Here is a 20,500-nt window from a genome sequence, read left to right as displayed (position 1 = left end):
CACCCGATCCATCCGGACCGGCGCAAGGACACCGCCGCCTACGCTTCTCTTCCCCTCTCAACAATGTCAAAGAGCAATGGTCTCGCTAGAGACACAAGAGAGCTTCCGCAGAACAGAGTTTGTTCCCGACCGAAGTCGGGCCCAACAGCCCGGTTTCTGTGGAAGTTCTTGGCGCCGTTCGCGTCAGCGGCGGCGTCGATGGGCGGTATATAGGCCGAACCCGTTTGGCCTGTCAACGTGCTTGTGAAAGTTTTTTGACAGGTCCCGCAATTTGGCTTCCGGCGGCTCGCCGCACAGGATTTTCCGGCCTCCGCCTCACTGCGGACACAGTGCAGCCCGAAGCAGGGCCGCGGCGGGCATCCTCTCTTGTTAAGGAGTTGGCATCCTGTCCAAGCTTATCTATGGCCTGTGCGGTTGTCCTCTCCTGTGCTAGATGGCGTCTAGTGTCTGCGAACGGCAACCCCGCATCGACACCAGACAGAGATCAATGAGCCAGCCTCCCCGCGACGACAGCTATGGCAGAGCCTCCCGGAGGGAAGCCCGGCATCTGTCGTCCGGCATCGATCTCGGACACGAGCCGCCCCTCAACCCGAGCGGCAATGCGGCATCCGAAGTCGACAAGTGGGAGGTGAACCTGCGCTGGCTCGGCGCCAGCGTTCTGACCGGCGTCACCGGAGCGGCCCTGATCGGAGCCTCCATCTATATCGCCCTCGAGGGGGCGACGACCTCCGCCCTACCGCCGGAGCGCGCCGCGCTCGGTATCCGGGTCGCCTCGGATGGGGACGAAGCGCGGACCTCGAACGCCTCCCGCAAGGCCGACAGGCTCAACATGTCGGATCAAACCGTATCCGCCCGGCAGAGCTTCAAGGCGCCGATGACGATCCGGAACGGCGAGCGTGAAGCGATCAAGGTCCGCAATTTCGTGCGCGTCGCCACCAATCTCTCCCTGACCGCCGGCACCTACACAGCCGATATCCCTCCGTTCAATCCGCTCCGGCTCTTTGCCGAGGGGATGGACGAGCAACGGATCGAGCCGACCCCGGAAGTGGCCGATGCCGATGTGTCCGTGCTGCGGCGGGACCTGTCGCTGGTCGCCATCGAGGCGAGCGCCCCCTCCCTGACGGACAACGACGTTCTCGCCATCCTGGAGGAGGAACGCCGGGTCTTCAATGAGGCCGGGCGCCGGACCTCCGTTCCGATCCCGGCCCAGCAGATGCTGTCGCGGACTCTGCGGCAGCCCGATGGCCTCGGCGACGCCCTGGGCTATGCCCGCGTCGTCGACGCGCCGTTCAGCACGATCGAAGTGCGTGTCGTGCCCGAGAACGTGACCGACCTGCCGAAGATCGACCAGAAGACCGCCACTCCCCTCGTCGAGGAGCGGGACGTCGTGCTTCGCAAAGGCGAAACCCTGGAGACGGCCCTGCGCAGCTATGGCGCCACTCCCGAGCAGATCGCCGCCATCTCCACGGCTCTGGCGGCCCGGATAAAGGTCGATGGCATGACCGAGGGCCAGCGGCTGCGCATCCTGATCGCGCCTGGCCCCCGCCTTGGCGATCCCCGGCAGATCGTACGCGTCGTCACCTTCGGCGAGCGCGGAATCGAGGGCATCGCGGCGACGAACGACCGCGGCGTCTTCGTCTCCGTCGCACCTCCCGTGGACGAGTCCAACCGCCAGCTGGCCGAGGCCTCCGAGGAAGAGGACGATGATGACCGGCGTGGCGGCGTGCGCCTCTATGAGAGCCTCTACGAGACGGCCCTCAAGAACGAGCTGCCGCGCCAGACCGTGGACGAGCTCGTGCGCATCTTCGGCTATGACGTCGATTTCCAGCGCCGCGTCAGCCAGGGCGATGCCTTCGAAGTCTTCTTCGGCTCGGACGACGAGAATGGAGCCCCCGAAGTGCTCTACGCCTCCCTCACAGTGGGGGGCGAGGCACGCCGGGTCTACCGCTACCAGGGCGAGGACGGCACGGTTGATTTCTTCGACGAATCCGGCCGCTCGCTCAAGAAATTCCTGATCCGCAAGCCCATCTCCGACGGTGTTCTGCGTTCGGGCTTCGGATCGCGCTTCCACCCGATCCTGGGCTATTCGCGTCCGCATACGGGCATCGATTGGTCAAATAGGGTCGGCACCCCGATCCTTGCTGCAGGCAACGGCACCATCCGCTTTGCGGATTGGAAATCGGGCTATGGACGCCATATCGAGATCCAGCATGCCAATGGCTATGCGACCACCTATTCCCACATGTCGGGCTTTGCCAAGAACATGGCCCAAGGCGTCAGGGTCCGGCAGGGCCAGGTCATCGGCTACCTGGGCAGCACGGGCCTGTCGACGGGCCCCCACCTCCATTACGAGGTGCTCATCAACGGCAGCTTCGTCGACCCGCTGAAGATCCGCCTGCCGCGCGGGCGGGAGCTCGAGGGCCGCGGGCTCGTGGAATTCAAGCGTCAGCGCGAGCAGGTCGACGAACTGATGGGGCATAGCATGGCCTCGGCCAGCCTCTCCCAACGGGCCGAGCTGCGATAGAATCCATGCTTGATCTACTCGCGATCGTGCTGCCGGTCTTCGGCTTGATCGGCATCGGCTATGTCGCGCGACAAACAGGCTTCATCTCCGAGCGGGTGGGCGAAGGCCTGTCCGAATTCGTCTTCACCCTGTCCCTGCCCTGCCTGATCTTCCGCACCCTCGTCCGCGCCGAAATCCCGGCCGTCCAGCCCTGGGGCTATTGGATCGCCTATTTCGTCGGCGTCGCCGCGGTCTGGTTCCTCGCAACCGGGATCGCTACGCGCTTCTTCGGCCTCAAGGGCATCTCAGCCGTCGTGGCGGGCTTTTCTACGGGACAGGCGAACACGGTCTTCGTCGGCGTGCCGATGATCCTCAAGGCCTATGGCGACGAGGGCGCCGTCCCGCTCTTCCTTCTCATCGCCGTCCACCTGCCGGTCACGATGACGCTGGCGACGATCCTGGCCGAGGGGCGGCGGGCCTCCCCCCTGCTCATCATCCGCCGTCTTCTCACCCATCCCATCGTCGTCGGGATCCTGGCCGGATCCGTCTGCCGCCCGATTGCGGCTTATGTGCCGGCGCCGGCCTGGCAGGTGATGGACCTTCTGGCGAGCGCCGCGGTTCCCTGCGCCCTGATCTCCATGGGCATCGCGCTGCGCCGCTACGGGTTGCAGATGGGCTGGAAGCTGCCGACGGTGATCTCCTTCCTCAAGCTGATCGTGCATCCGCTCATCGTGCTGCTGCTCGCCACCTACGTCTTTCCGATGCCGCCTGTCTGGGCGGGCGTCGCCGTGCTCTTCGCGTCCTGCCCGTCGGGGATCAACGCCTATCTCTTCGCCGAACGCTACGGCGAGGGCGTGGCCCTGGCGTCCAGCGCCATCACCCTGTCGACGGCGCTTGCGCTCGGCACGACCCTGATCTGGCTGCGCGTGCTCGGCGTCGGCTAAAGCATCGGACCCAAAAGTGGATTGCACTTTTGGGATCCATCCGATGATTCTTCGTTATGATGGCGCATCGAACGATGCGCTAGAACCCGAGACGCCGCCGGATGTCCTGCGGGTCGATCCCCTCGGCGCGAGCCTCCGCCAGGGAGGTGGATTGGCGCCTTTTCGCCAGCTTATCTCCCATCGGATCGAGCACGAGACCATGGTGATGATAGAGCGGCGTCGGCAGGCCAAGCAGGACTTGGAGCAGGACGTGGAGATCGGTCGCCGCCTCGAGATCCTGGCCGCGGACCACATGGGTGATCCCCTGGAGCGCATCATCCACCACGACGGAAAGGTGATAGCTCGTCGGCGTCTCCTTGCGCACGATCACCGTATCGCCCCAGCGCCGGGGATCGGCCGCGACGGTTTCTTCGCGGCCCTCACGATCGAAGCGCCGATAGTGATAGGGGCCGGGCAGAATATGCTGCAGCCCCGCGCTGTCCAGGCGCCAGGCATGGGGCTCGCTCTTCGCGATACGCCGCTCCGCCTCCTCGCCGGACAGGCTCCGGCACGTGCCCGGATAGAGCGGCGTACCGTCGGGATCGCGCGGAGAGGGCCGGCCGGTCTCCGCCTCCCGGCAGGCGATGGCTGCCGCGATGTCCTTGCGCGAGCAGAAGCAGGGATAGACTGCTCCCCTCTCCTTCAGCTGCAGGAAAGCGACGCGGTAATCGGAAAAATGCTCCGACTGCCGGCGGACGGGAAGCTCCCAGGTCAGGCCGAGCCAGGCCAGGTCCTCATGGATCGCGGCCTCGAATTCGGGACGGCAGCGTGCGATATCGATATCCTCGATGCGCAGGAGAAACCGGCCGCCGAAGCGCCGGGCGAAATCGGCGTTGAGCAGGGCGGAATAGGCATGGCCCAGATGAAGCTGACCGTTCGGACTGGGAGCAAATCGAAAAACCGGCTTCGTCACGGGAGCCTGCAGTTGAAAGGGATGACGACGACATGGCCACCCTCCTCGAAACGGATGCGGTTCTCAAGAGGGGGCTCGATGCGCTGACCGAGGCCGACCCGGTCATGGCGAGGCTCGCCGCGAGCGGGATCATGCCGCAACTGCGCAAGCGTCCGCCGGGCTTCGAGGGTCTGGCCTGGATCGTCGTTGGGCAGCAGGTCTCGACCGCCAGCGCGACGGCGATCTGGAACCGGCTGCGGCAGCGCCTCGAACCGGCGACACCCGAGGCGCTTCTCCGGCTGTCCGATGAGGATCTGCGCATGGCCGGGCTCTCCGCGGGGAAGATCAGGACCCTGCGCGCCGTCGCGACTGAGATTGCCGAAGAACGCCTGCCCCTCGACCGTCTCCACGATCTCCCGGCGGACGAGGCGCACAATCTGCTCACGCGGGTGAAGGGGATCGGCCCCTGGACCGCCGACGTCTACCTGCTGTTCTGCCTCGGCCATCCGGATGCCTTCCCGAGCGGGGACCTTGCCGTCCAGGAAGCCGCCCGCCTCGCCTATGGCTTGGAGCAGCGCCCCGATGCGAAGGCGTTGACGGCTCTCGCGGAGAGCTGGCGCCCCTGGCGCGGCGTTGCCGCCAAGGTGCTCTGGGCCTATTACCGGGCGGTCAAGGCGCGGGAGGGTGCCCCTGTCTGACGATCGGGAGGGTGCATTATGGCCATGATTGACGGACCCCGCCTCGCGCCGAAATCCGGGACGGCGAAACAGCTCGTCGTGCTGCTGCACGGACTTGGGGCTGATGGAAGCGACCTCATCGAGCTCGGGCAGCAATGGCGGGAATGGCTGCCGGATGCCGCCTTCGTCGCGCCGCATGCGCCCGATCCCTGCAGCAATGTGCCGATGGGGCGGGAATGGTTTCCGCTCACGCTGACCGATCCGCGGGAGTTCTGGCGCGGGGTGACCTATGCGGCGCCCGGCCTCGAGGCTTTCCTTGACCGGGAACTCGCCCGGCATGCCCTGCCCGCTTCCCGCCTTGCCCTCGTCGGCTTCAGCCAGGGCGCGATGATGGCGCTGCATGTGGGCCTGCGCCGGCAGATCGCGCCGGCTGCGATCCTGGGCTATTCGGGTCTTCTGGTACTGGAGGACGGCAAGGGGCCTGAGAGCCTCAAGCCGGCGGCAGGAGCGGTCCCGCCGATCCTGCTGATCCATGGCGACCGGGACGATGTGGTGCCGGTCGAGATGTTTCTATTCTCCAAGGCGGCTCTCGGCGCTGCCGAGATCCCCTGCCAATGGCATCTCTCGGCCGGCCTCGGCCACGGCATCGACGAGGAGGGGCTCAAGCAGGGAGGCTTCTTCCTGACGCAGGCTTTCGGCCTCCCCTCCCCTGTGCGGATTTAGGCCCGCGCAGCAGCGAGGGCGGCGTGCGCTCCGGCTTTGAGCATGGAGATGTCGCTGCCGATGGAGACCATGTGGAAGCCTTTGCGGGCGAGTTCCGCCGCCCGGGCTCCCGAAACGGCGTAGATGGCCGTGAGCTTGTCGGCAGCTCGCGCCCGGGACAGCGCATGATCCAGAGCCTTCTCGACCTCGGCGCTGGTCGGGTCGAGGCCCTTTCCGCCTGAGAGCGCGATGGACAGGTCCGAGGGGCCGATGAAGATCCCGTCGATGCCGGGCACGGCCAGGATGTCGTCGACAAGGCCGAGCGCCTCGCGGGTCTCGATCATGGCGAAGGTGGCCGTGAGGCCGTTGGCCTTCTGCAGATACTCGCCCGCATCGAGCCCCGACAGCGAGAGTGCCCCATAGGCGCCCCAGCTGCGCTCGCCGACGGGCGGGAACTTGGTGAAGCCTGCCAGGCGCCTGGCATCCTCGACGGTGTTGATCATGGGGGCGATCACGCCGGAGACGCCGGCATCGAGATAGCGCGAGGCGGAGGCGAAATCCCCGACCGGGATGCGGACAAGGGCAGGCTTTCCCGCCGCCGCGATCAGCGGGATGGCCTGAAGCGCGGCGGCGAAATCGATGGAACCATGCTGCGCATCCAGCACCACCGCATCGAACGGCTCGCGAGCCAGGACCCCGGCAGTCGTCGGGTCGGGCAGGCCGCACCAGGCCGTCAGAAGCGGCGTGCCGCCTCGAAGGCGCTCGGGAAAGGACGGATCGGTCAGCATGGTGTCCTAATCAACAGGTTTCAAAAGGTCCGAGGGCACAGGTTAGGCCGACTACCGGCCCGCCTTGACCTCCTCGATCGCGCGCTCGGTCAGCTGAACCAGCTTGGCCTTGAGCTCGGTCTCGTCCGCCGGCTTGCCGGCGCCTTCCAGATCCTTGCTGGCCTTGCGCAGCACATCCGCGTCGCCGGCTTCCTCGAAATCGGCGAGAACGACGCTCCTGGCATAGGCCTCGGCCTCGTCTCCGGTCTTGCCCAGATGCTCGGCGAGCCAGAGACCGAACAGCTTGTTGCGGCGCGCGGTCGCCTTGAAGCGCAGGTCCTCGTCATGGGCGAACTGCTTCTCGAAGGCATTCCTGCGGTCGTCGAAAGCGGTCATTCCGTGTTCTCCTTAAGCTTGGGCCTTCGTGCGATATAAGGGCGCACTCGCGCGGATACCAGACGCTTCCCATCTTAAGAACTGTATTCGACGGGGCTGCGATCCTGGGGCCCACTCCACCGCGTTGTGCTTGCCCAAGGGATCGGATAGGTTGCCCCTTCAAGCGGAGCGCCGGTAAAAAGCCGCGCTTAACGCCAGCCGCGGATCTAAAAAATGACCATCCCCAGGAGCCACGGCAAATGGATTTTCTCAAACCACGGTACACGCCTATGAATCGTCGCCGTCGCATCTATGAGGGCAAGGCGAAGGTCCTCTATGAGGGCCCGGAACCCGGTACGCTGATCCAGCACTTCAAGGACGACGCGACCGCCTTCAATGCCAAGAAGCATGAAGTGATCGACGGCAAGGGCGTGCTCAACAACCGGATCTCGGAATACCTGTTCCAGCATCTGAACGACATCGGCATCCCGACCCACTTCATCCGCCGCCTGAACATGCGCGAGCAGTTGATTCGCGAGGTGGAGATCATTCCGCTCGAGGTAGTGGTCCGGAACGTGGCAGCGGGTTCGCTCGCCACCCGTCTCGGGATCGAGGAAGGCACGCAGCTGCCGCGCTCGATCATCGAATTCTATTACAAGAACGATGCCCTGAACGACCCGATGGTCTCGGAGGAGCACATCACCGCCTTCGGCTGGGCCTCGCCCCAGGAGATCGACGACATCATGGCGCTGGCCATCCGGGTCAACGACTTCCTGTCCGGCCTCTTCCTCGGCGTCGGCATCCGCCTCGTCGACTTCAAGCTGGAGACAGGCCGCCTCTGGGAAGGCGAGATGATGCGCATCATCGTCGCCGACGAGATCTCCCCGGATTCCTGCCGTCTCTGGGACATCAAGTCCAAGGACAAGCTCGACAAGGACCGGTTCCGCCGGGACATGGGCGGGCTGGTGGAAGCCTATACCGAGGTTGCCCGCCGTCTCGGCATCCTGTCCGAGAACGAGAACCCGGTCACCGGCGGCCCCCGCCTCGTGCAATAAGGCCTGCCTCCTGAACGACACGAAAGCCCGGCCAAGTGCCGGGCTTTTTCATGGTGTCGGTCATTCCCGCGCAGGCAGCAGCGGCATTCCCTTCGATGTCGAGGCCACATCGATTCCGGATCCTCTCCAGTCATTCCCGAACTTCTTCCGGGGATCCACGTCTTGGTTCAATCCCACCCCCTCACGTCATCACCGGCCTTGTGCCGGTGATCTCGACCCGAGAGGTGCGGCGCTTCACAGCATCGGGATGGCCGGGACAAGCCCGGCCATGACGTCTGTGGGGCGGCATGAGGGATGGTGTCATTTCCGGCCCGAAGCCACTGCGGGGCGCCGTGCGGCATTCCCCTTCCGCCCGTTTCGCGCATAGATAGAGCTATGCGTTTCCGTCCGTTGTGTTCCCCCTCCCTCATTCTGGCCCTCGGCCTGATCCTCGCCAGCTGCGGCTACATCCCCAGGCAGGTCGCAGGTCTTCAGGCGGACACGTCCTGGGATGCCCTGCCCTTGCGGAAATGGCTTGCCGAGGATCGGGCGGAGCCGGTGGCCCTGTCGTTCTGCGCCCCGCCCGAATGCGGGCCGGGTCTCGCCGTCAGTGTCATTCGCCTGGTCGGCAGGGATGCGGACGTCACGGAGGCTCTCCTGAAGGACCCGGAGCGCCTCGCCCGCGGCCTGCGCTCGCCCGCCGGGCGGGAGAAGCCCATCAAGACACAGATCGCCGTCGAGCGCCTGAGGGACGGGCCCAATCCCGGCTTCGCCATCGAGATGTCGCCGGTCGACGGCAGCAAGCGGCCGGCCTATGGCGCCGCCTTCGGCAGGCGCGAGGGGGAGGCCCTGTCGGTGGTCCTGGCGATCGGCGAGAATCAGGATGTTGTGAAGGACACGGCCCGACAGGTCGCTGCCCGCGAATTGGGCTCCTGAAGGCGTTGTCTCTTGCGCCTAATGGCTATAAGGCGTGGGGCACATTCCAAACAGCCCGAGGCCTCCATGAAAGCGCGTGTCACCGTGACCCTCAAGAACGGCGTTCTCGACCCCCAAGGCAAGGCCATCGAAGGCGCCCTCAAGTCGCTCGGCGTCGAGGGCATCGACGGCGTGCGCCAGGGCAAGGTCTTCGATATCGAGCTTGGAACCGCCGACAAGGCTCAGGCCGAAGCCCAGCTCAAGGCCGCCTGCGAGAAGCTGCTGGCGAACACGGTCATTGAAAACTATCGCGTCGAACTGACCTGACCGTCATGCCCGGACCTGATCCGGGCATCCACGTTTTTGCCGCGCCTTGAGGCGTGGATGGCCGGGACAAGACCGGCCATGACGATAGAAGGATGAACTGATGAAATCCGCAATCATCGTCTTCCCCGGCTCCAATCGCGAAGGCGATATGGTGCGGGCTCTCACATCGGCCGGCTCCGACGCCCAGAAGGTGTGGCACGCCGAAACCGAGCTGCCGAAGGGCACCGATCTCGTGGTGCTGCCCGGCGGCTTCTCCTACGGTGATTATCTGCGCTGCGGCGCGATTGCGGGCCGCGCAACGGTCATGGATGCGGTGCGGGCCCATGCGGCGCGCGGCGGCCTCGTGCTCGGCGTCTGCAACGGCTTCCAGATCCTGTGCGAGGCGGGCCTTCTTCCCGGCATCCTGATGCGCAACGCGAACCTCAAGTTCATCTGCCATCGCCAGTTCCTGCGGGTCGAGCGCAGCGACACGGCGTTCACCCGGGCTTACGCCAAGGGCCAGGCCATCGATGTCTGCGTTGCGCACGGCGAAGGCAATTACACCGCCGACGAGGAGACCTTGAAGCGGCTCGAAGGCGAGGGGCTGGTGGCCTTCCGCTATTCCGACGCGCAGGGCCACACCACACCGGATGCCAACCGCAACGGCTCGATGAACGCGATCGCGGGCATCTACTCGACCAAGCTCAACGTGCTCGGCATGATGCCCCACCCGGAAAACCTGATCGAGGACCTCGTGGGCGGCACCGACGGGCGCGGCCTGTTCGAGAGCCTCGTGTCGAGCTTTCCGAAGGCGGCCTGATCTCTGAAGCGGGACGAGACGCCCCGCAGCCCTCATCCTGAGGAGCGAAGCGTCTCGAAGGACGAGGGCGTCTCCAGCGTGCTCTGAAACCTCCTTCGAGACGCAGCTTTGCTGCTCCTCAGGATGAGGACATCCGATGTATTCCATTCCTCTTCGTTCTGGAGAGGGTAACAATGCGAGATAACGATGATCCGCAACGACGTCGCCATCACCCCGGAGCTGGTCAAGGAGCACGGGCTCAAACCCGATGAATACGATCGCTTCGTGAACCTGATCGGCCGCGAGCCGACCATCACCGAGCTCGGCATCGTCTCGGCCATGTGGAACGAGCATTGCTCGTACAAGTCATCGCGCATCCATCTGCGCGGCCTGCCCACCAAGGCCCCTTGGGTCATCCAGGGCCCCGGCGAGAATGCCGGCGTCATCGATATCGGCGATGGACAGGCCTGCATCTTCAAGATGGAGAGCCACAACCACCCGTCCTTCATCGAGCCCTATCAGGGCGCGGCGACCGGCGTCGGCGGAATCCTGCGCGACGTGTTCACCATGGGTGCGCGGCCGATCGCGTCGCTGAACTTCCTGCGCTTCGGCGAGCCTGACCATCCGAAGACCGCCCATCTGGTCTCGGGCGTGGTCGCCGGCATCGGCGGCTACGGCAATTCCTTCGGCGTGCCCACCGTCGGCGGCAGCGTCGGCTTCGACAAGCGCTACAACGGCAACATCCTCGTCAATGCCATGGCGGTGGGCCTCGCCCGCACCGACGAGATCTTTTATGCCAAGGCCACCGGCATCGGGAACCCGATCGTCTATCTCGGCTCCAAGACCGGCCGCGACGGCATCCATGGCGCCACCATGGCCTCGGCGGAATTCGACGATGCGTCCGAGGAGAAGCGCCCGACCGTGCAGGTGGGCGATCCCTTCGCCGAGAAGCTGCTGCTCGAAGCCTGCCTCGAGCTCATGAAATCGGGCGCGGTGATCGCGATCCAGGACATGGGCGCTGCCGGCCTCACCAGCTCCGCGGTCGAGATGGGCGCCAAGGGCAATCTCGGCATCGAGCTCGACCTCGACAAGGTGCCCTGCCGCGAGGAAGGCATGACCGCCTACGAGATGATGCTCTCCGAGAGCCAGGAGCGCATGCTCATGGTGCTCAAGCCCGGCATGGAGAAGGAAGCCGAGGCCATCTTCCACAAATGGGGCCTGGACTTCGCCGTCATCGGCAAGACCACCGACACCCTGCGCTTCGTGATCAAGCACGGGGGCGAGGTGATGGCGGATCTCCCGATCAAGGAGCTCGGCGACGAGGCGCCTCTCTATGACCGTCCATGGGTGGAAAGCCCGAAGCAGCCGGTGATCCTGCCCGACAGCGTGAAGGCCCCGATGTCGGAGGCAGAGGCCCTCCTGAAGCTCATCGGCTCGCCGGACCAGTGCTCGAAGCGCTGGGTCTGGGAGCAGTACGACCACCTGATCCTCGGCAACACGGTGCAGACGCCCGGCGGCGATGCCGCCATCGTGCGCGTGGAAGACGGACCGAAGGGCCTGGCGCTCACCACCGACGTGACGCCGCGCTATTGCGAGGCCGACCCGTTCGAGGGCGGCAAGCAGGCGGTGGCGGAGGCCTGGCGCAACATCACGGCGGTCGGCGGCCTGCCGCTCGCCATCACCGACAACCTCAATTTCGCGAGCCCCGAGCGGCCCGAATCCATGGGCCAGTTCGTCGGCTGCGTCAGGGGCATCGGCGAGGCCTGCAAGGCCCTCGACTTCCCGGTCGTATCCGGCAACGTCTCGCTCTACAACGAGACCAACGGCCAGGGCATCCTGCCGACCCCCGCCATCGGCGGCGTCGGCCTCATGGACGACGTCGCCCTGAACGCCTCCATAGCCTTCAAGAGCGAGGGCGAGGTCGTCATCCTCATCGGCGCGACGACCGGCTGGCTCGGGCAGTCGATCTATCTGCGCGACGTCTGCGGCCGCGAGGAAGGCGCTCCTCCGCCGGTCGATCTGGTCGTGGAGAAGCGCAACGGCGACTTCGTGCGCCAGCTCATCCGCTCCGCGCAGGTCAGGACGGTCCATGACTGCTCTGATGGCGGCATCGCGCTGGCACTGGCCGAGATGGCGATCGCCGGCAACATCGGCGCGGACATTGCGGTCGCACCCGAGGACATGCCGCTTAACGCCTTCCTCTTCGGCGAGGATCAGGGCCGCTACCTGATCGCAGCCGATCAGGATGCCGCAGCCGACATCCTCTATGAGGCCGGCGCCATCGGCATCCCCGCCGCCATGCTCGGCGTGACGGGGGGCGATGCGTTGATTCTGCCCGGCCGGCAGGCCATATCCGTCAAGCAGTTGAAGGCGACCCACGAAGCCTGGCTGCCGAACTACATGACCGGCAAGTCCTGACCGCTAAGTCCTGACCCGAAGATCCTGAGGAGCCCGATCCATGCCGATGGATTCGCGAGACATCGAAAGCCTGATCAAGACCGCCCTTCCCGACGCGGTGGTCGAGATCAAGGACCTGGCCGGCGACGGCGACCATTACGCCGCGACCGTTACCTCCTCCGCCTTCAGGGGGAAGTCGCGGGTGCAGCAGCATCAGATGGTCTATGCGGCGCTGCAAGGCCGCATGGGCGGCGTTCTGCACGCCCTTGCATTAACGACCGTGGCACCCGACAATTGAGACACGAACCCGGCGCCTTGACCGCCGGGACGAAGGAGAATTCCATGACCGACGCCCATCAGGTGATCGACAACGAAGTGAAGTCCAACGACGTCGTGCTGTTCATGAAGGGCACGCCGCAATTCCCCATGTGCGGTTTCTCGGGCCAGGTGGTCCAGATCCTCAACTATCTCGGCGTGCCGTATAAGGGCGTCAACGTGCTCGAGAACGAGGGCATCCGCCAGGGCATCAAGGATTATTCCAACTGGCCGACCATTCCCCAGCTCTACGTGAAGGGCGAGTTCGTCGGCGGCTGCGACATCACCCGCGAGATGTTCCAGGCCGGCGAGCTGCAGCAGCTCTTCACCGACAAGGGCATTCCGGTGCAGCAGAACGCCTGAGACAGGCACTTTTCCGGACAGGATCGAGGCGGGGCTTGGCCCCGCCTTTTTTCGTTCGGGAGCCCCGCTGCGGGGGCGTCTTATGTCGCATTCCTTAAACGGCTCAGTTTCCGGCACACTAGCGCATCGTGCGGAAAAGTGGACCCGGTTTTCCGCGCCCAACGATGCCAGCCAAGAGAAGGAGCATCGGATCCGATCCCAAAAGTGGGTCCACTTTTGGGTCCGATGCTCTGGATCTGTGCTGCATTCAACAGAAGAGCCGCTCGACACAGAATAAAAAGGAGCGGTGAGAAGGGGCTTTTCCATGCTCGAACCCGAGACCAACGTCATCGCCTTCAAGCCGCGGACGGCTGTTGCGCATCATCCGAAGAGCCTCATGGAGCGGATCTATGCCGCCGGATCCCTCTCCCTCCGGGCGGATGACAGGGCGACCAAGACCGCTGCTCTGATGTTGCAGGCCTTAGGATTTCTGGTGATCGAGGAAATCCTCGCCGACGGCACCCCGCGCCGGCTCAAGCGTGGCGAGGCCAGACAGGCCATGGACCGCCCCTGGCGTCTCTCGAAGCCCGCCTTCTCCGGCAAGATCGGGGTTCCGGACGGCGAAGCCTCGCCAGCCTGACCGGCTTGAGGGCAGACAATCGGTTGGCCGAGTCTGCCCGAAATGGTAGCTTGCACAGGCCGGTCGAAGCACGCGATCTTTTCGGTGTCGATAATCCCCCGATCCGATCCCGGCGCGATTTGGAAGTGCTTATCCATGGCGCACACCCAGTCCAGAATCTGCAAGGGCTGCTGGCAGCAGCTGCGGATCCCCGTACCCCTGCGCGGCCCCGCCTCCCTCCCCTTTCGGGCCTTCGGCATCCGCCCGAGCCGGATGAATCCCAATACCTGCACGGTCTGCGAACTGATGTTCACGCGGATCATGAGGGCGCGAAAGATCAGCGTTGACGTCTCCGTGCTGTTTGCGGATCTCAGGGGCTACACCGCCCTGACGCAGTCGCTTCCGCCGGATGCGGTCTCGTCCCTGCTCGATGCCTTCTACGACGAATGCGCCGAGGCGATCTGGGACCATGACGGCCTTCTCAACAAGACCATCGGCGATGCCGTGATGGCGATCTTCAACTTCCCGATCCAGCAGCCCGACCATGCCGAGCAGGCGGTGCGGACGGGACGGGAGATCCAGCGTCGCTGCAAGGCTCGATTCAAAGCCCTGCTGGAGGACCATCCCGCGCTTGGCGGGAGCGAGCTCGGCGTGGGCATCGGCATCGATTCAGGGGCTGTCAGCTTCGGGGAGTTCGGCCGCTCCCATCGCGACCTGACGGCGATCGGAACGGTGGTGAACACGGCCGCCCGCGCCCAGGCGGCGACCGCAACGGGCCAGATCCTGGTGACCCAGAGCGTTTACGACCGGGCCGGACGCGACCTGATCGAGGGTGAAGGCCGGGCCTATGACCTGAAGGGCTTCGAGGCTCCTGTGACGCTTTACGCGGCCTGACCCGGGCGCCGCTCGCTCAGGAACGGTTCAAAGCCGCTTTCATGAAGGCGAGCGCATCGGGCGATGCCCAATCGGCCGGGCCCTTCAAAAGCGCGATCTCGCAGCCGGAGCCGTCGACCACGAAGGTGGTGGGCAGACCGACCACATGGCCGGATTTCTGCAGCACCTGCAGCAGCTTGCCCTCGGGATCGGCGTGATAGGCGAGATTTTTGATCCCGTTCTCCTGCAGCCAGGCCTTCGGCTTGTCGCGGTTGCGGGTATCCACGTTGATGGCGACCACCTGGAAATCCGCGCCGCCCAGCTCCGTCTGGAGCTTGTCGAGGGCCGGCATCTCCTCGCGGCAGGGCACGCACCAGGTCGCCCAGAGATTGACCAGGATCGTCTTGCCCTTGAAGTCGGAAAGGCTCATGGGCTGCCCCTCCGGACCGTTGAAGGCGATGACCGGCGGCGGCTTTGGCGCGCCGTTCACGCCGACAGCCGCCACCTCGCCCTTGGCCAGCGGCTTCATCCGCTCGGTTACTGCCTTCGAAGCACGGCACTCGGCCGCTCCGGAGGCCATGGGATCACGGGGGGCGAGGCCGTACCAGACCGCGCCGGCACCGAGAAGTGCGACGGCGGCCAGGCCGGCCAGCCAGAATTTGCGGGATTTCACAGCGTTCGACATCGCCCGTCATGTGGCGCGTTTTCGGCAAAGCCTCAAGTCCTGGGCGCCGGAATGCCCACCGAAGCCCTTCACGAAAGCGTTGATCCGCCTCCACTTCTCCTCCCGTTGCGTGCTTTTTCGGATGCGGAAAAACCGGGTCCACTTTTCCACGCGATGCCTCTCTCGCCTGGCGCATCGCTTTGCGCGGAAAACCGGGTCCACTTTTCCACGCGATGCGCTATGGTGCGGCCACGTTTCGGAGTGTCTGATGTCGTCCAGCCTGTCCTTTCCTCGCGCCGTTCTGGTTGCGGGCCTTCTCGTTCTCAGCCTGACCGCCTGCGGCCGACGCGGCGCGCTGGAGCCGCCGCCGAGCGCCTCGGCACAGCCCGACACCCAGATGCAGACCCCGGTGAGCGATTCCACCCTTCCCTCGCCGGTCGGCACGCCCCGCTCCTCGGGCCGGCAGGGCTACACGATTCCGAACAAGCCCTTTATTCTCGACCCGTTGCTCTAGGCCCTTTCGATGCACCATTTCGCCTACCGTCAGGGCGTCCTCCACGCGGAGGGCGTCGACCTGCGCCGCCTCGCCGATGAGGTCGGAACCCCGTTCTATTGCTATTCCACCGCGACGCTCGAGCGGCATTACAAGGTCTTCGCCGAGGCCTTCGCCGACACGGATGCCCTCGTCTGCTACGCCATGAAGGCGAATTCCAACCAGGCGGTGCTGAAGACCCTCGGAAACCTCGGCGCCGGCATGGACATCGTCTCGGAGGGCGAATTGCGCCGGGCGCTCGCCGCCGGCGTTCCGGGAGAACGCATCGTGTTCTCCGGCGTCGGCAAGACCAGGACGGAAATGGCTTTCGCGCTGGAGAGCGGCATTCTCTGCTTCAACGTGGAATCCGAGCCGGAGCTCGACGCGCTCTCGGAAGTCGCGATCTCGAAGGGCGTGCGCGCCCCGATCTCGATCCGCATCAACCCGGACGTGGATGCCAAGACGCACAAGAAGATCTCGACGGGCAAGTCGGAGAACAAGTTCGGCATCCCCATCGCCCGCGCCCGCGACGTCTATGCGCGCGCAGCCTCCCTCAAGGGCATCGAGGTCACCGGCGTCGACATGCATATCGGCAGCCAGATCACCGATCTCACGCCCTACGACAACGCGACCGCCCTCTTGGCGGAGCTTGCCCGCGACCTCATGGCCGATGGCCACAGGCTGCATCACATCGATCTCGGCGGCGGCCTCGGCGTGCCCTATCGCGAGGATAACGAGCCCCCGCCCGATCCGCAGGCCTATGCGGCGATCATCAAGCGCCACACCAAGGATCTCGGCCTCAAACTCGTGTTCGAGATGGGCCGCATGATCGCCGGCAATGCGGGCGTGCTCGTCGCGCGGGTGATCTATGTGAAGCAAGGCGCCGACAAGCCGTTCGTGATCGTCGACGCGGCGATGAACGACCTCATCCGCCCGACTCTCTACGACGCCCATCACGACATCAGGATGGTGGTCGAGGCCTCGCCCGATACTCCGCGCATCGTCGCCGACGTTGTCGGCCCCGTCTGCGAGACAGGCGATTATCTCGCGCTTTCCCGCGATATGCCCGCGGTCAAGGCCGGCGACCTCATCGCGATCATGACCGCCGGCGCCTATGGCGCGGTGCAGGCCAACACCTACAACACCCGCCTCCTCGTGCCCGAAGTGCTGGTCAACGGCGACGATCATGCAGTGGTGCGCCCGCGGCCCACCTACGACGAACAGATCGGTCTCGACCGCATTCCAGGCTGGCTCGACTAAACTCCCAATGATGGTATCCATCCGCAAATGGAAAAACCCGGCGAGACGATCGCCGGGTTTTCGTTTGGTCACTACTTGGCTCAGATGATTAAGAAATCCTTCTCGGTCATGGCAAGACCCTTTTTCAGCGTAGCGATCTTGACCTGCGCCGCCTTGCCGTTGCCGTCGGCATCGTAATAGAGCGCGCCGGTCTTCTTGTCGTAGATCACGTAGTCGTTCTTGTCCTTGGCCTTCGTCCCGACGGTGAAGAAGTCCTTCTTCAGCTTTCCGGGCGCCGGCTCCGAGCCCTTGCCGATCTTGGTGAACACCGCATTGTCGAGCCAGATCGTGTCGTCCTTGACCACGAAGTCGGCGATCTTGTCGACGTTGGTCTTCTTGTTTGCCTTCGTGTTGAACACGAAGACATCCTTGCCTGCATTGCCGGTGAGCACGTCATTGCCCAAGCCGCCGAAGAGCGTGTCGTCGCCGAGGCCACCACCCAGCGTGTCGCGGCCTGCGCCGCCGACGAGGCGGTCGGAAGCCGCGGTGCCGGCGGTGCGCTCCGGATTGACGTCGCCGACGGCAATTGTCACCAGCGTGTCATTCGACAGGCCGGCAGAATCGGTCGCGCGGATGGTGAAGCTGTGCGAGCGCGCCTGCTCGAAATCGAGGGCGACGCCATCCGCCACTTCGAGCTTGTTGCCGTTCAGCCGGAAGGCGCCGGTTGCTCCGATGAGCGAATAGCTGACCGTGTCGCCCTGGTTCGGGTCGGCGGCCGTGATGGTTCCGACCAGCGTTCCTGCCGCCGAAAGCTCCGCCACGCTGCTCGCCTCGAGAGTGAGAACGGGTGCGGCCGGCGCGCGGTTGGCGGTCACAGCATTCACCGTCACCTGAGCCGTCACTTCGGGCGTGAAGCCGTCCGTCAGGGTCAACGAGAAGGCCGTTTCTTGCCCGGTGCCGATCGGGTCGGAGCGATCCGTCGGATTGAACTGGATCGCCTTGAGCGCATCGGTCACGAATCCGGCGCTGCCTTCGATCACGTAGCGGTCGTTCACCGCATCGTAGATCACGCCGCTCGGCACGACGAGCGTGCCCTTGGTCTTGTCGAACCGGATGGTGAGCGTGAGCGCATTCCCCTCCGCATCGTTGACGCGTGCGCTTGCGAACGGCGAGATGAGGCCTGTATCCGCAACCGTCACGGCCGAGGTCGGGAGACCTTGCAGCACCGGGGGCTCGTTGCTCTCAGGCGCTTCGACGACGTCAACGCTCACCCGTGCCTTCGTCTGCCCGGAAGCGGCATTGGTGAATGTCATCTCGATGAAGCGCACCCGGACGTCCGGATCGTTCGTTTCGATGTGCTGATAGGTGAGTGCCCGCACCAGCGTCTGCACCTGATTCGGCGTGACGGCGTCGGAGAAGTTGATCAACAGGCCGTTCGCACCGGAACCGTCGTGCACAAGGGTGCCGATCACAGTGCCGTCAACGCTGATGGTGCCATTGCCCACGCGAATGCCGCCGGTCTGAGCAATCGTCAGAAGATCCTGATCCTCGACCCGATTGACGATTTTCACGAGAAGCGAGGTGAATTGCCCGATGCCTGGGGTCACGGTCGCGTCGCCGCCGCGATCGAGACGGGCATTCCCGCCGACCGGCGACGTGGTGGCATCGCCGTCGATCTTATCGAGAACGGGTGCGTCGGCGATGTAGGTGCCGCCGCTGTCGACGACCTTTTCCACGCCCTGCCGCAGAAGCTGGTGGATCTGGTCATCATCGAGCTTTATCCCGCTGATGTCGACCGTGTCGTTTCTCCCCTCGCCCCAGATGCGAAGCGCCGTGTCCACCTGGGTTGCATCGAGGACGACGGTTGTTGCGGCGAGGCTGGCAAGGCTGATCCGCTCGACCTCGGTAATCGTCTTACCTTGCAGGTCGTATTCCGCAGCGGCGGTGAATCTCAACTCGTCCGTGCCGCCATTGCCGTCGATGGCGCTGAACTGTGCGAGCCGGTTCGCGTCCGTCAGGATCACGTCTGCACCGTCCGAACCGGCGATGGTTTCGAAGCTTGTCATCTGCCAGGGCTTGGTGAGATCGATGGCACCCGCGCCGGTCAGCTGAAGCGTATCGTTTCCGCCCAAGCCCTGAAGGATATCACCGTCGGTCAGGCCTCCCGCATCGACCAGCAGAGTGTCCGCCTGATCGCTGCCGGTTGCATGCTGAACGCCCTCGGTTATCCTGTCACCTTGCCGATATGTGCGCTGATGGATGTCGGTCTGGTTGTCTGTACGCAGTGATTCCCAAACAACGGTCCATCCGCCGTCATCTAACGCCGCTACTGCTGACTTCTCCTGATCCCTTGAGAAGTCAGCGTTGACGAACCGATCGCCCCCGATGGGATTTCCGTTATTGTCGAAATAGCGTTGGACGATGTAGTTCTCAACACCGCCGCCACCCGCATAGGTCCAGGTCACCACCCATCCGCCGTTTTCAAGCGCGGCGATCGACGCCTCCGTCTTGCTTCCGACAATCGCTCCGTGGACCTGCCTGTCGGCGTCGAATTGTGCGACCCCGAAGCGGTCGTAGTGCTGCATGAAGAGCCCGGGCGATCCTCCGCTCTCCGATTGCCAGATGACGACCCACCCTCCGTCTTTCAAAACGGTGACCTGAGGAAAGTTCTGCGCCCCGATGGTGGTCTGGTTGACGACGACATCCTGCTGGAACACCCGCGAGCCGTTGGCGTCGAAGCGCTGCATGCGGATGTCGGCTGCCGGTGAATTGTAGACGCCCTCGACCCACGTGACGATCCAGCCTCCATCGTCAGGATCCACCGGATCGTCCGGGAGCGCCGTGACCTGCGCGTGACTTTGACTATGGCCCGTTCCTGCCGAGAGCCTTTGACCCTCCGGCCCGAATTGAGCGACGCCGGATGCGTTGTAGAATTGTTGGACGACCCCGCCGCCGATGGCCGTGTCATGCCACGTCACGACCCAGCCGCCATTCGGCAAGCCGACAACCGTTGCTGGCTCACTCGCGGCAGTCAGATTGCTGCCGCTCACCTGTTGCACCGCATCGCGAGCCGTTCCGTCCGGATTGTAGCGCTGCTGGAAGACCTTGGCCCTCGATGCGTCGACCCCTTCCACCCATGTCACAACCCACCCGCCGTCGTCGAGCACCGCAACCTGAGATCTGAACTGGGCGCCGGTCGTATTTGTGTTGACCAGTTGATCGGCTTCGAAAAGGGCCGTTCCCTCTGCGTCGAAGCATTGCATGTAGACGCCGGCAAGGCTGCCGTCCTGGCCCTCGGAGGTCCATGTCACGACCCATCCGCTGCCCAATGAAGCTACGCTCGCGTCCCACTGGGTGGACGCTGTCGTGATGTTGACCCGCGTCTCGTCGCTGACGTCGAGAATGGAAAAGGCCATTGCACCCCCCAAGGAAACGGCGCGCAACGCGCGCTCGTCTGCCTTCCGTGGGGCCGCCTGTCCGCCCCCGGAGGCAGTGGATCGCTCGACCTTAATGTAAAGATATATCGATTCAATATATTTGTTATTAAATTCTCACTCTTGGCCTGC

20 protein-coding genes are annotated in these 20,500 nt (G+C 64.6%); 15 read left to right on the top strand and 5 right to left on the bottom strand.

All coding sequences use genetic code 11. From position 1 onward, the window contains the following. Window positions 1-487 precede the first annotated feature (487 nt). Both JKL46_RS17375 and JKL46_RS17370 read left to right on the top strand, forming a co-directional pair. Window positions 488-2,524 carry a M23 family metallopeptidase gene (locus JKL46_RS17375; RefSeq protein ID WP_201835154.1) on the top strand — a complete coding sequence of 679 codons (2,037 nt, stop codon included), beginning with the start codon at window positions 488-490 and terminating at the stop codon, window positions 2,522-2,524. Window positions 2,525-2,529: 5 nt separating this feature from the next. After that, window positions 2,530-3,447, top strand: a complete 918-nt coding sequence (locus JKL46_RS17370; protein WP_201835152.1) for an AEC family transporter — start codon at window positions 2,530-2,532, stop codon at window positions 3,445-3,447. A gap of 79 nt (window positions 3,448-3,526) precedes the next feature. On the opposite strand, the gene gluQRS is transcribed toward JKL46_RS17370, so the two are convergent. Beyond that, complete coding sequence (gluQRS, locus tag JKL46_RS17365) at window positions 3,527-4,399, bottom strand: tRNA glutamyl-Q(34) synthetase GluQRS (protein WP_201835150.1); 873 nt, start codon at window positions 4,397-4,399, stop codon at window positions 3,527-3,529. Window positions 4,400-4,431: 32 nt separating this feature from the next. On the opposite strand from gluQRS, the gene JKL46_RS17360 reads away from it, so the two are divergent. Then, complete coding sequence (locus JKL46_RS17360; protein ID WP_201835148.1) at window positions 4,432-5,076, top strand: DNA-3-methyladenine glycosylase family protein; 645 nt, start codon at window positions 4,432-4,434, stop codon at window positions 5,074-5,076. A gap of 18 nt (window positions 5,077-5,094) precedes the next feature. After that, the gene (locus tag JKL46_RS17355; RefSeq protein ID WP_201835146.1) at window positions 5,095-5,778 is read left to right on the top strand and encodes an alpha/beta hydrolase; all 684 of its coding nucleotides are present in this window, start codon (window positions 5,095-5,097) and stop codon (window positions 5,776-5,778) included. Here the strand turns inward: JKL46_RS17355 and JKL46_RS17350 are convergent. Both JKL46_RS17350 and JKL46_RS17345 read right to left on the bottom strand, forming a co-directional pair. Further along, window positions 5,775-6,545: an HpcH/HpaI aldolase family protein gene (locus tag JKL46_RS17350; protein ID WP_201835144.1), complete on the bottom strand. Its 771-nt coding sequence runs from the start codon at window positions 6,543-6,545 to the stop codon at window positions 5,775-5,777. The genes JKL46_RS17355 and JKL46_RS17350 overlap by 4 nt on opposite strands. A gap of 51 nt (window positions 6,546-6,596) precedes the next feature. Further along, on the bottom strand, window positions 6,597-6,920 hold the full coding sequence (locus tag JKL46_RS17345) for a DUF1476 domain-containing protein (RefSeq protein WP_201835142.1): 324 nt from the start codon (window positions 6,918-6,920) through the stop codon (window positions 6,597-6,599). 239 nt (window positions 6,921-7,159) lie between these two features. On the opposite strand from JKL46_RS17345, the gene purC reads away from it, so the two are divergent. The 9 genes from purC (at window position 7,160) to JKL46_RS17300 (ending at window position 14,520) form a co-directional block, all read left to right on the top strand. Further along, on the top strand, window positions 7,160-7,954 hold the full coding sequence (purC, locus tag JKL46_RS17340; protein WP_201835139.1) for a phosphoribosylaminoimidazolesuccinocarboxamide synthase: 795 nt from the start codon (window positions 7,160-7,162) through the stop codon (window positions 7,952-7,954). Window positions 7,955-8,329: 375 nt separating this feature from the next. Further along, the gene (locus tag JKL46_RS17335; protein ID WP_201835137.1) at window positions 8,330-8,869 is read left to right on the top strand and encodes a hypothetical protein; all 540 of its coding nucleotides are present in this window, start codon (window positions 8,330-8,332) and stop codon (window positions 8,867-8,869) included. A gap of 66 nt (window positions 8,870-8,935) precedes the next feature. Then, a complete protein-coding gene (purS, locus tag JKL46_RS17330; protein ID WP_201835135.1) occupies window positions 8,936-9,175 on the top strand; it encodes a phosphoribosylformylglycinamidine synthase subunit PurS in 240 nt (79 codons plus the stop codon). A gap of 100 nt (window positions 9,176-9,275) precedes the next feature. Then, window positions 9,276-9,974, top strand: a complete 699-nt coding sequence (purQ, locus tag JKL46_RS17325; protein ID WP_201835126.1) for a phosphoribosylformylglycinamidine synthase subunit PurQ — start codon at window positions 9,276-9,278, stop codon at window positions 9,972-9,974. A 186-nt stretch (window positions 9,975-10,160) separates the two neighbouring features. Next, a complete protein-coding gene (purL, locus tag JKL46_RS17320) occupies window positions 10,161-12,371 on the top strand; it encodes a phosphoribosylformylglycinamidine synthase subunit PurL (RefSeq protein WP_201835124.1) in 2,211 nt (736 codons plus the stop codon). Between the two features lie 40 nt (window positions 12,372-12,411). Further along, entirely contained in the window at window positions 12,412-12,648 is a 237-nt protein-coding gene (locus JKL46_RS17315) for a BolA family protein (protein ID WP_201835121.1), read from the top strand. Between the two features lie 44 nt (window positions 12,649-12,692). Next, window positions 12,693-13,028 carry a Grx4 family monothiol glutaredoxin gene (grxD, locus tag JKL46_RS17310; protein ID WP_201835119.1) on the top strand — a complete coding sequence of 112 codons (336 nt, stop codon included), beginning with the start codon at window positions 12,693-12,695 and terminating at the stop codon, window positions 13,026-13,028. A 304-nt stretch (window positions 13,029-13,332) separates the two neighbouring features. After that, window positions 13,333-13,647 carry a hypothetical protein gene (locus JKL46_RS17305; RefSeq protein ID WP_201835117.1) on the top strand — a complete coding sequence of 105 codons (315 nt, stop codon included), beginning with the start codon at window positions 13,333-13,335 and terminating at the stop codon, window positions 13,645-13,647. A 135-nt stretch (window positions 13,648-13,782) separates the two neighbouring features. Next, window positions 13,783-14,520, top strand: a complete 738-nt coding sequence (locus tag JKL46_RS17300) for an adenylate/guanylate cyclase domain-containing protein (protein WP_201835114.1) — start codon at window positions 13,783-13,785, stop codon at window positions 14,518-14,520. A gap of 16 nt (window positions 14,521-14,536) precedes the next feature. Here the strand turns inward: JKL46_RS17300 and tlpA are convergent, their stop codons facing one another. Next, entirely contained in the window at window positions 14,537-15,184 is a 648-nt protein-coding gene (tlpA, locus tag JKL46_RS17295; protein ID WP_201835112.1) for a thiol:disulfide interchange protein TlpA, read from the bottom strand. 247 nt (window positions 15,185-15,431) lie between these two features. On the opposite strand from tlpA, the gene lptM reads away from it, so the two are divergent. Continuing rightward, entirely contained in the window at window positions 15,432-15,677 is a 246-nt protein-coding gene (gene lptM, locus JKL46_RS17290) for an LPS translocon maturation chaperone LptM (RefSeq protein ID WP_201835110.1), read from the top strand. A 9-nt stretch (window positions 15,678-15,686) separates the two neighbouring features. Continuing rightward, window positions 15,687-16,955, top strand: a complete 1,269-nt coding sequence (gene lysA, locus JKL46_RS17285) for a diaminopimelate decarboxylase (protein WP_201835108.1) — start codon at window positions 15,687-15,689, stop codon at window positions 16,953-16,955. An 80-nt stretch (window positions 16,956-17,035) separates the two neighbouring features. Here the strand turns inward: lysA and JKL46_RS35205 are convergent, their stop codons facing one another. Continuing rightward, window positions 17,036-20,350, bottom strand: a complete 3,315-nt coding sequence (locus JKL46_RS35205) for a cadherin domain-containing protein (protein WP_210381382.1) — start codon at window positions 20,348-20,350, stop codon at window positions 17,036-17,038. Between the last annotated feature and the right edge of the window lie 150 nt (window positions 20,351-20,500).

Origin of the sequence: Microvirga zambiensis WSM3693 (assembly GCF_016735695.1) — a bacterium.
In the GTDB taxonomy this organism is placed as follows: Bacteria; Pseudomonadota; Alphaproteobacteria; order Rhizobiales; family Beijerinckiaceae; genus Microvirga; species Microvirga zambiensis.
This window is presented reverse-complemented; position numbering and strand designations above follow the sequence as displayed.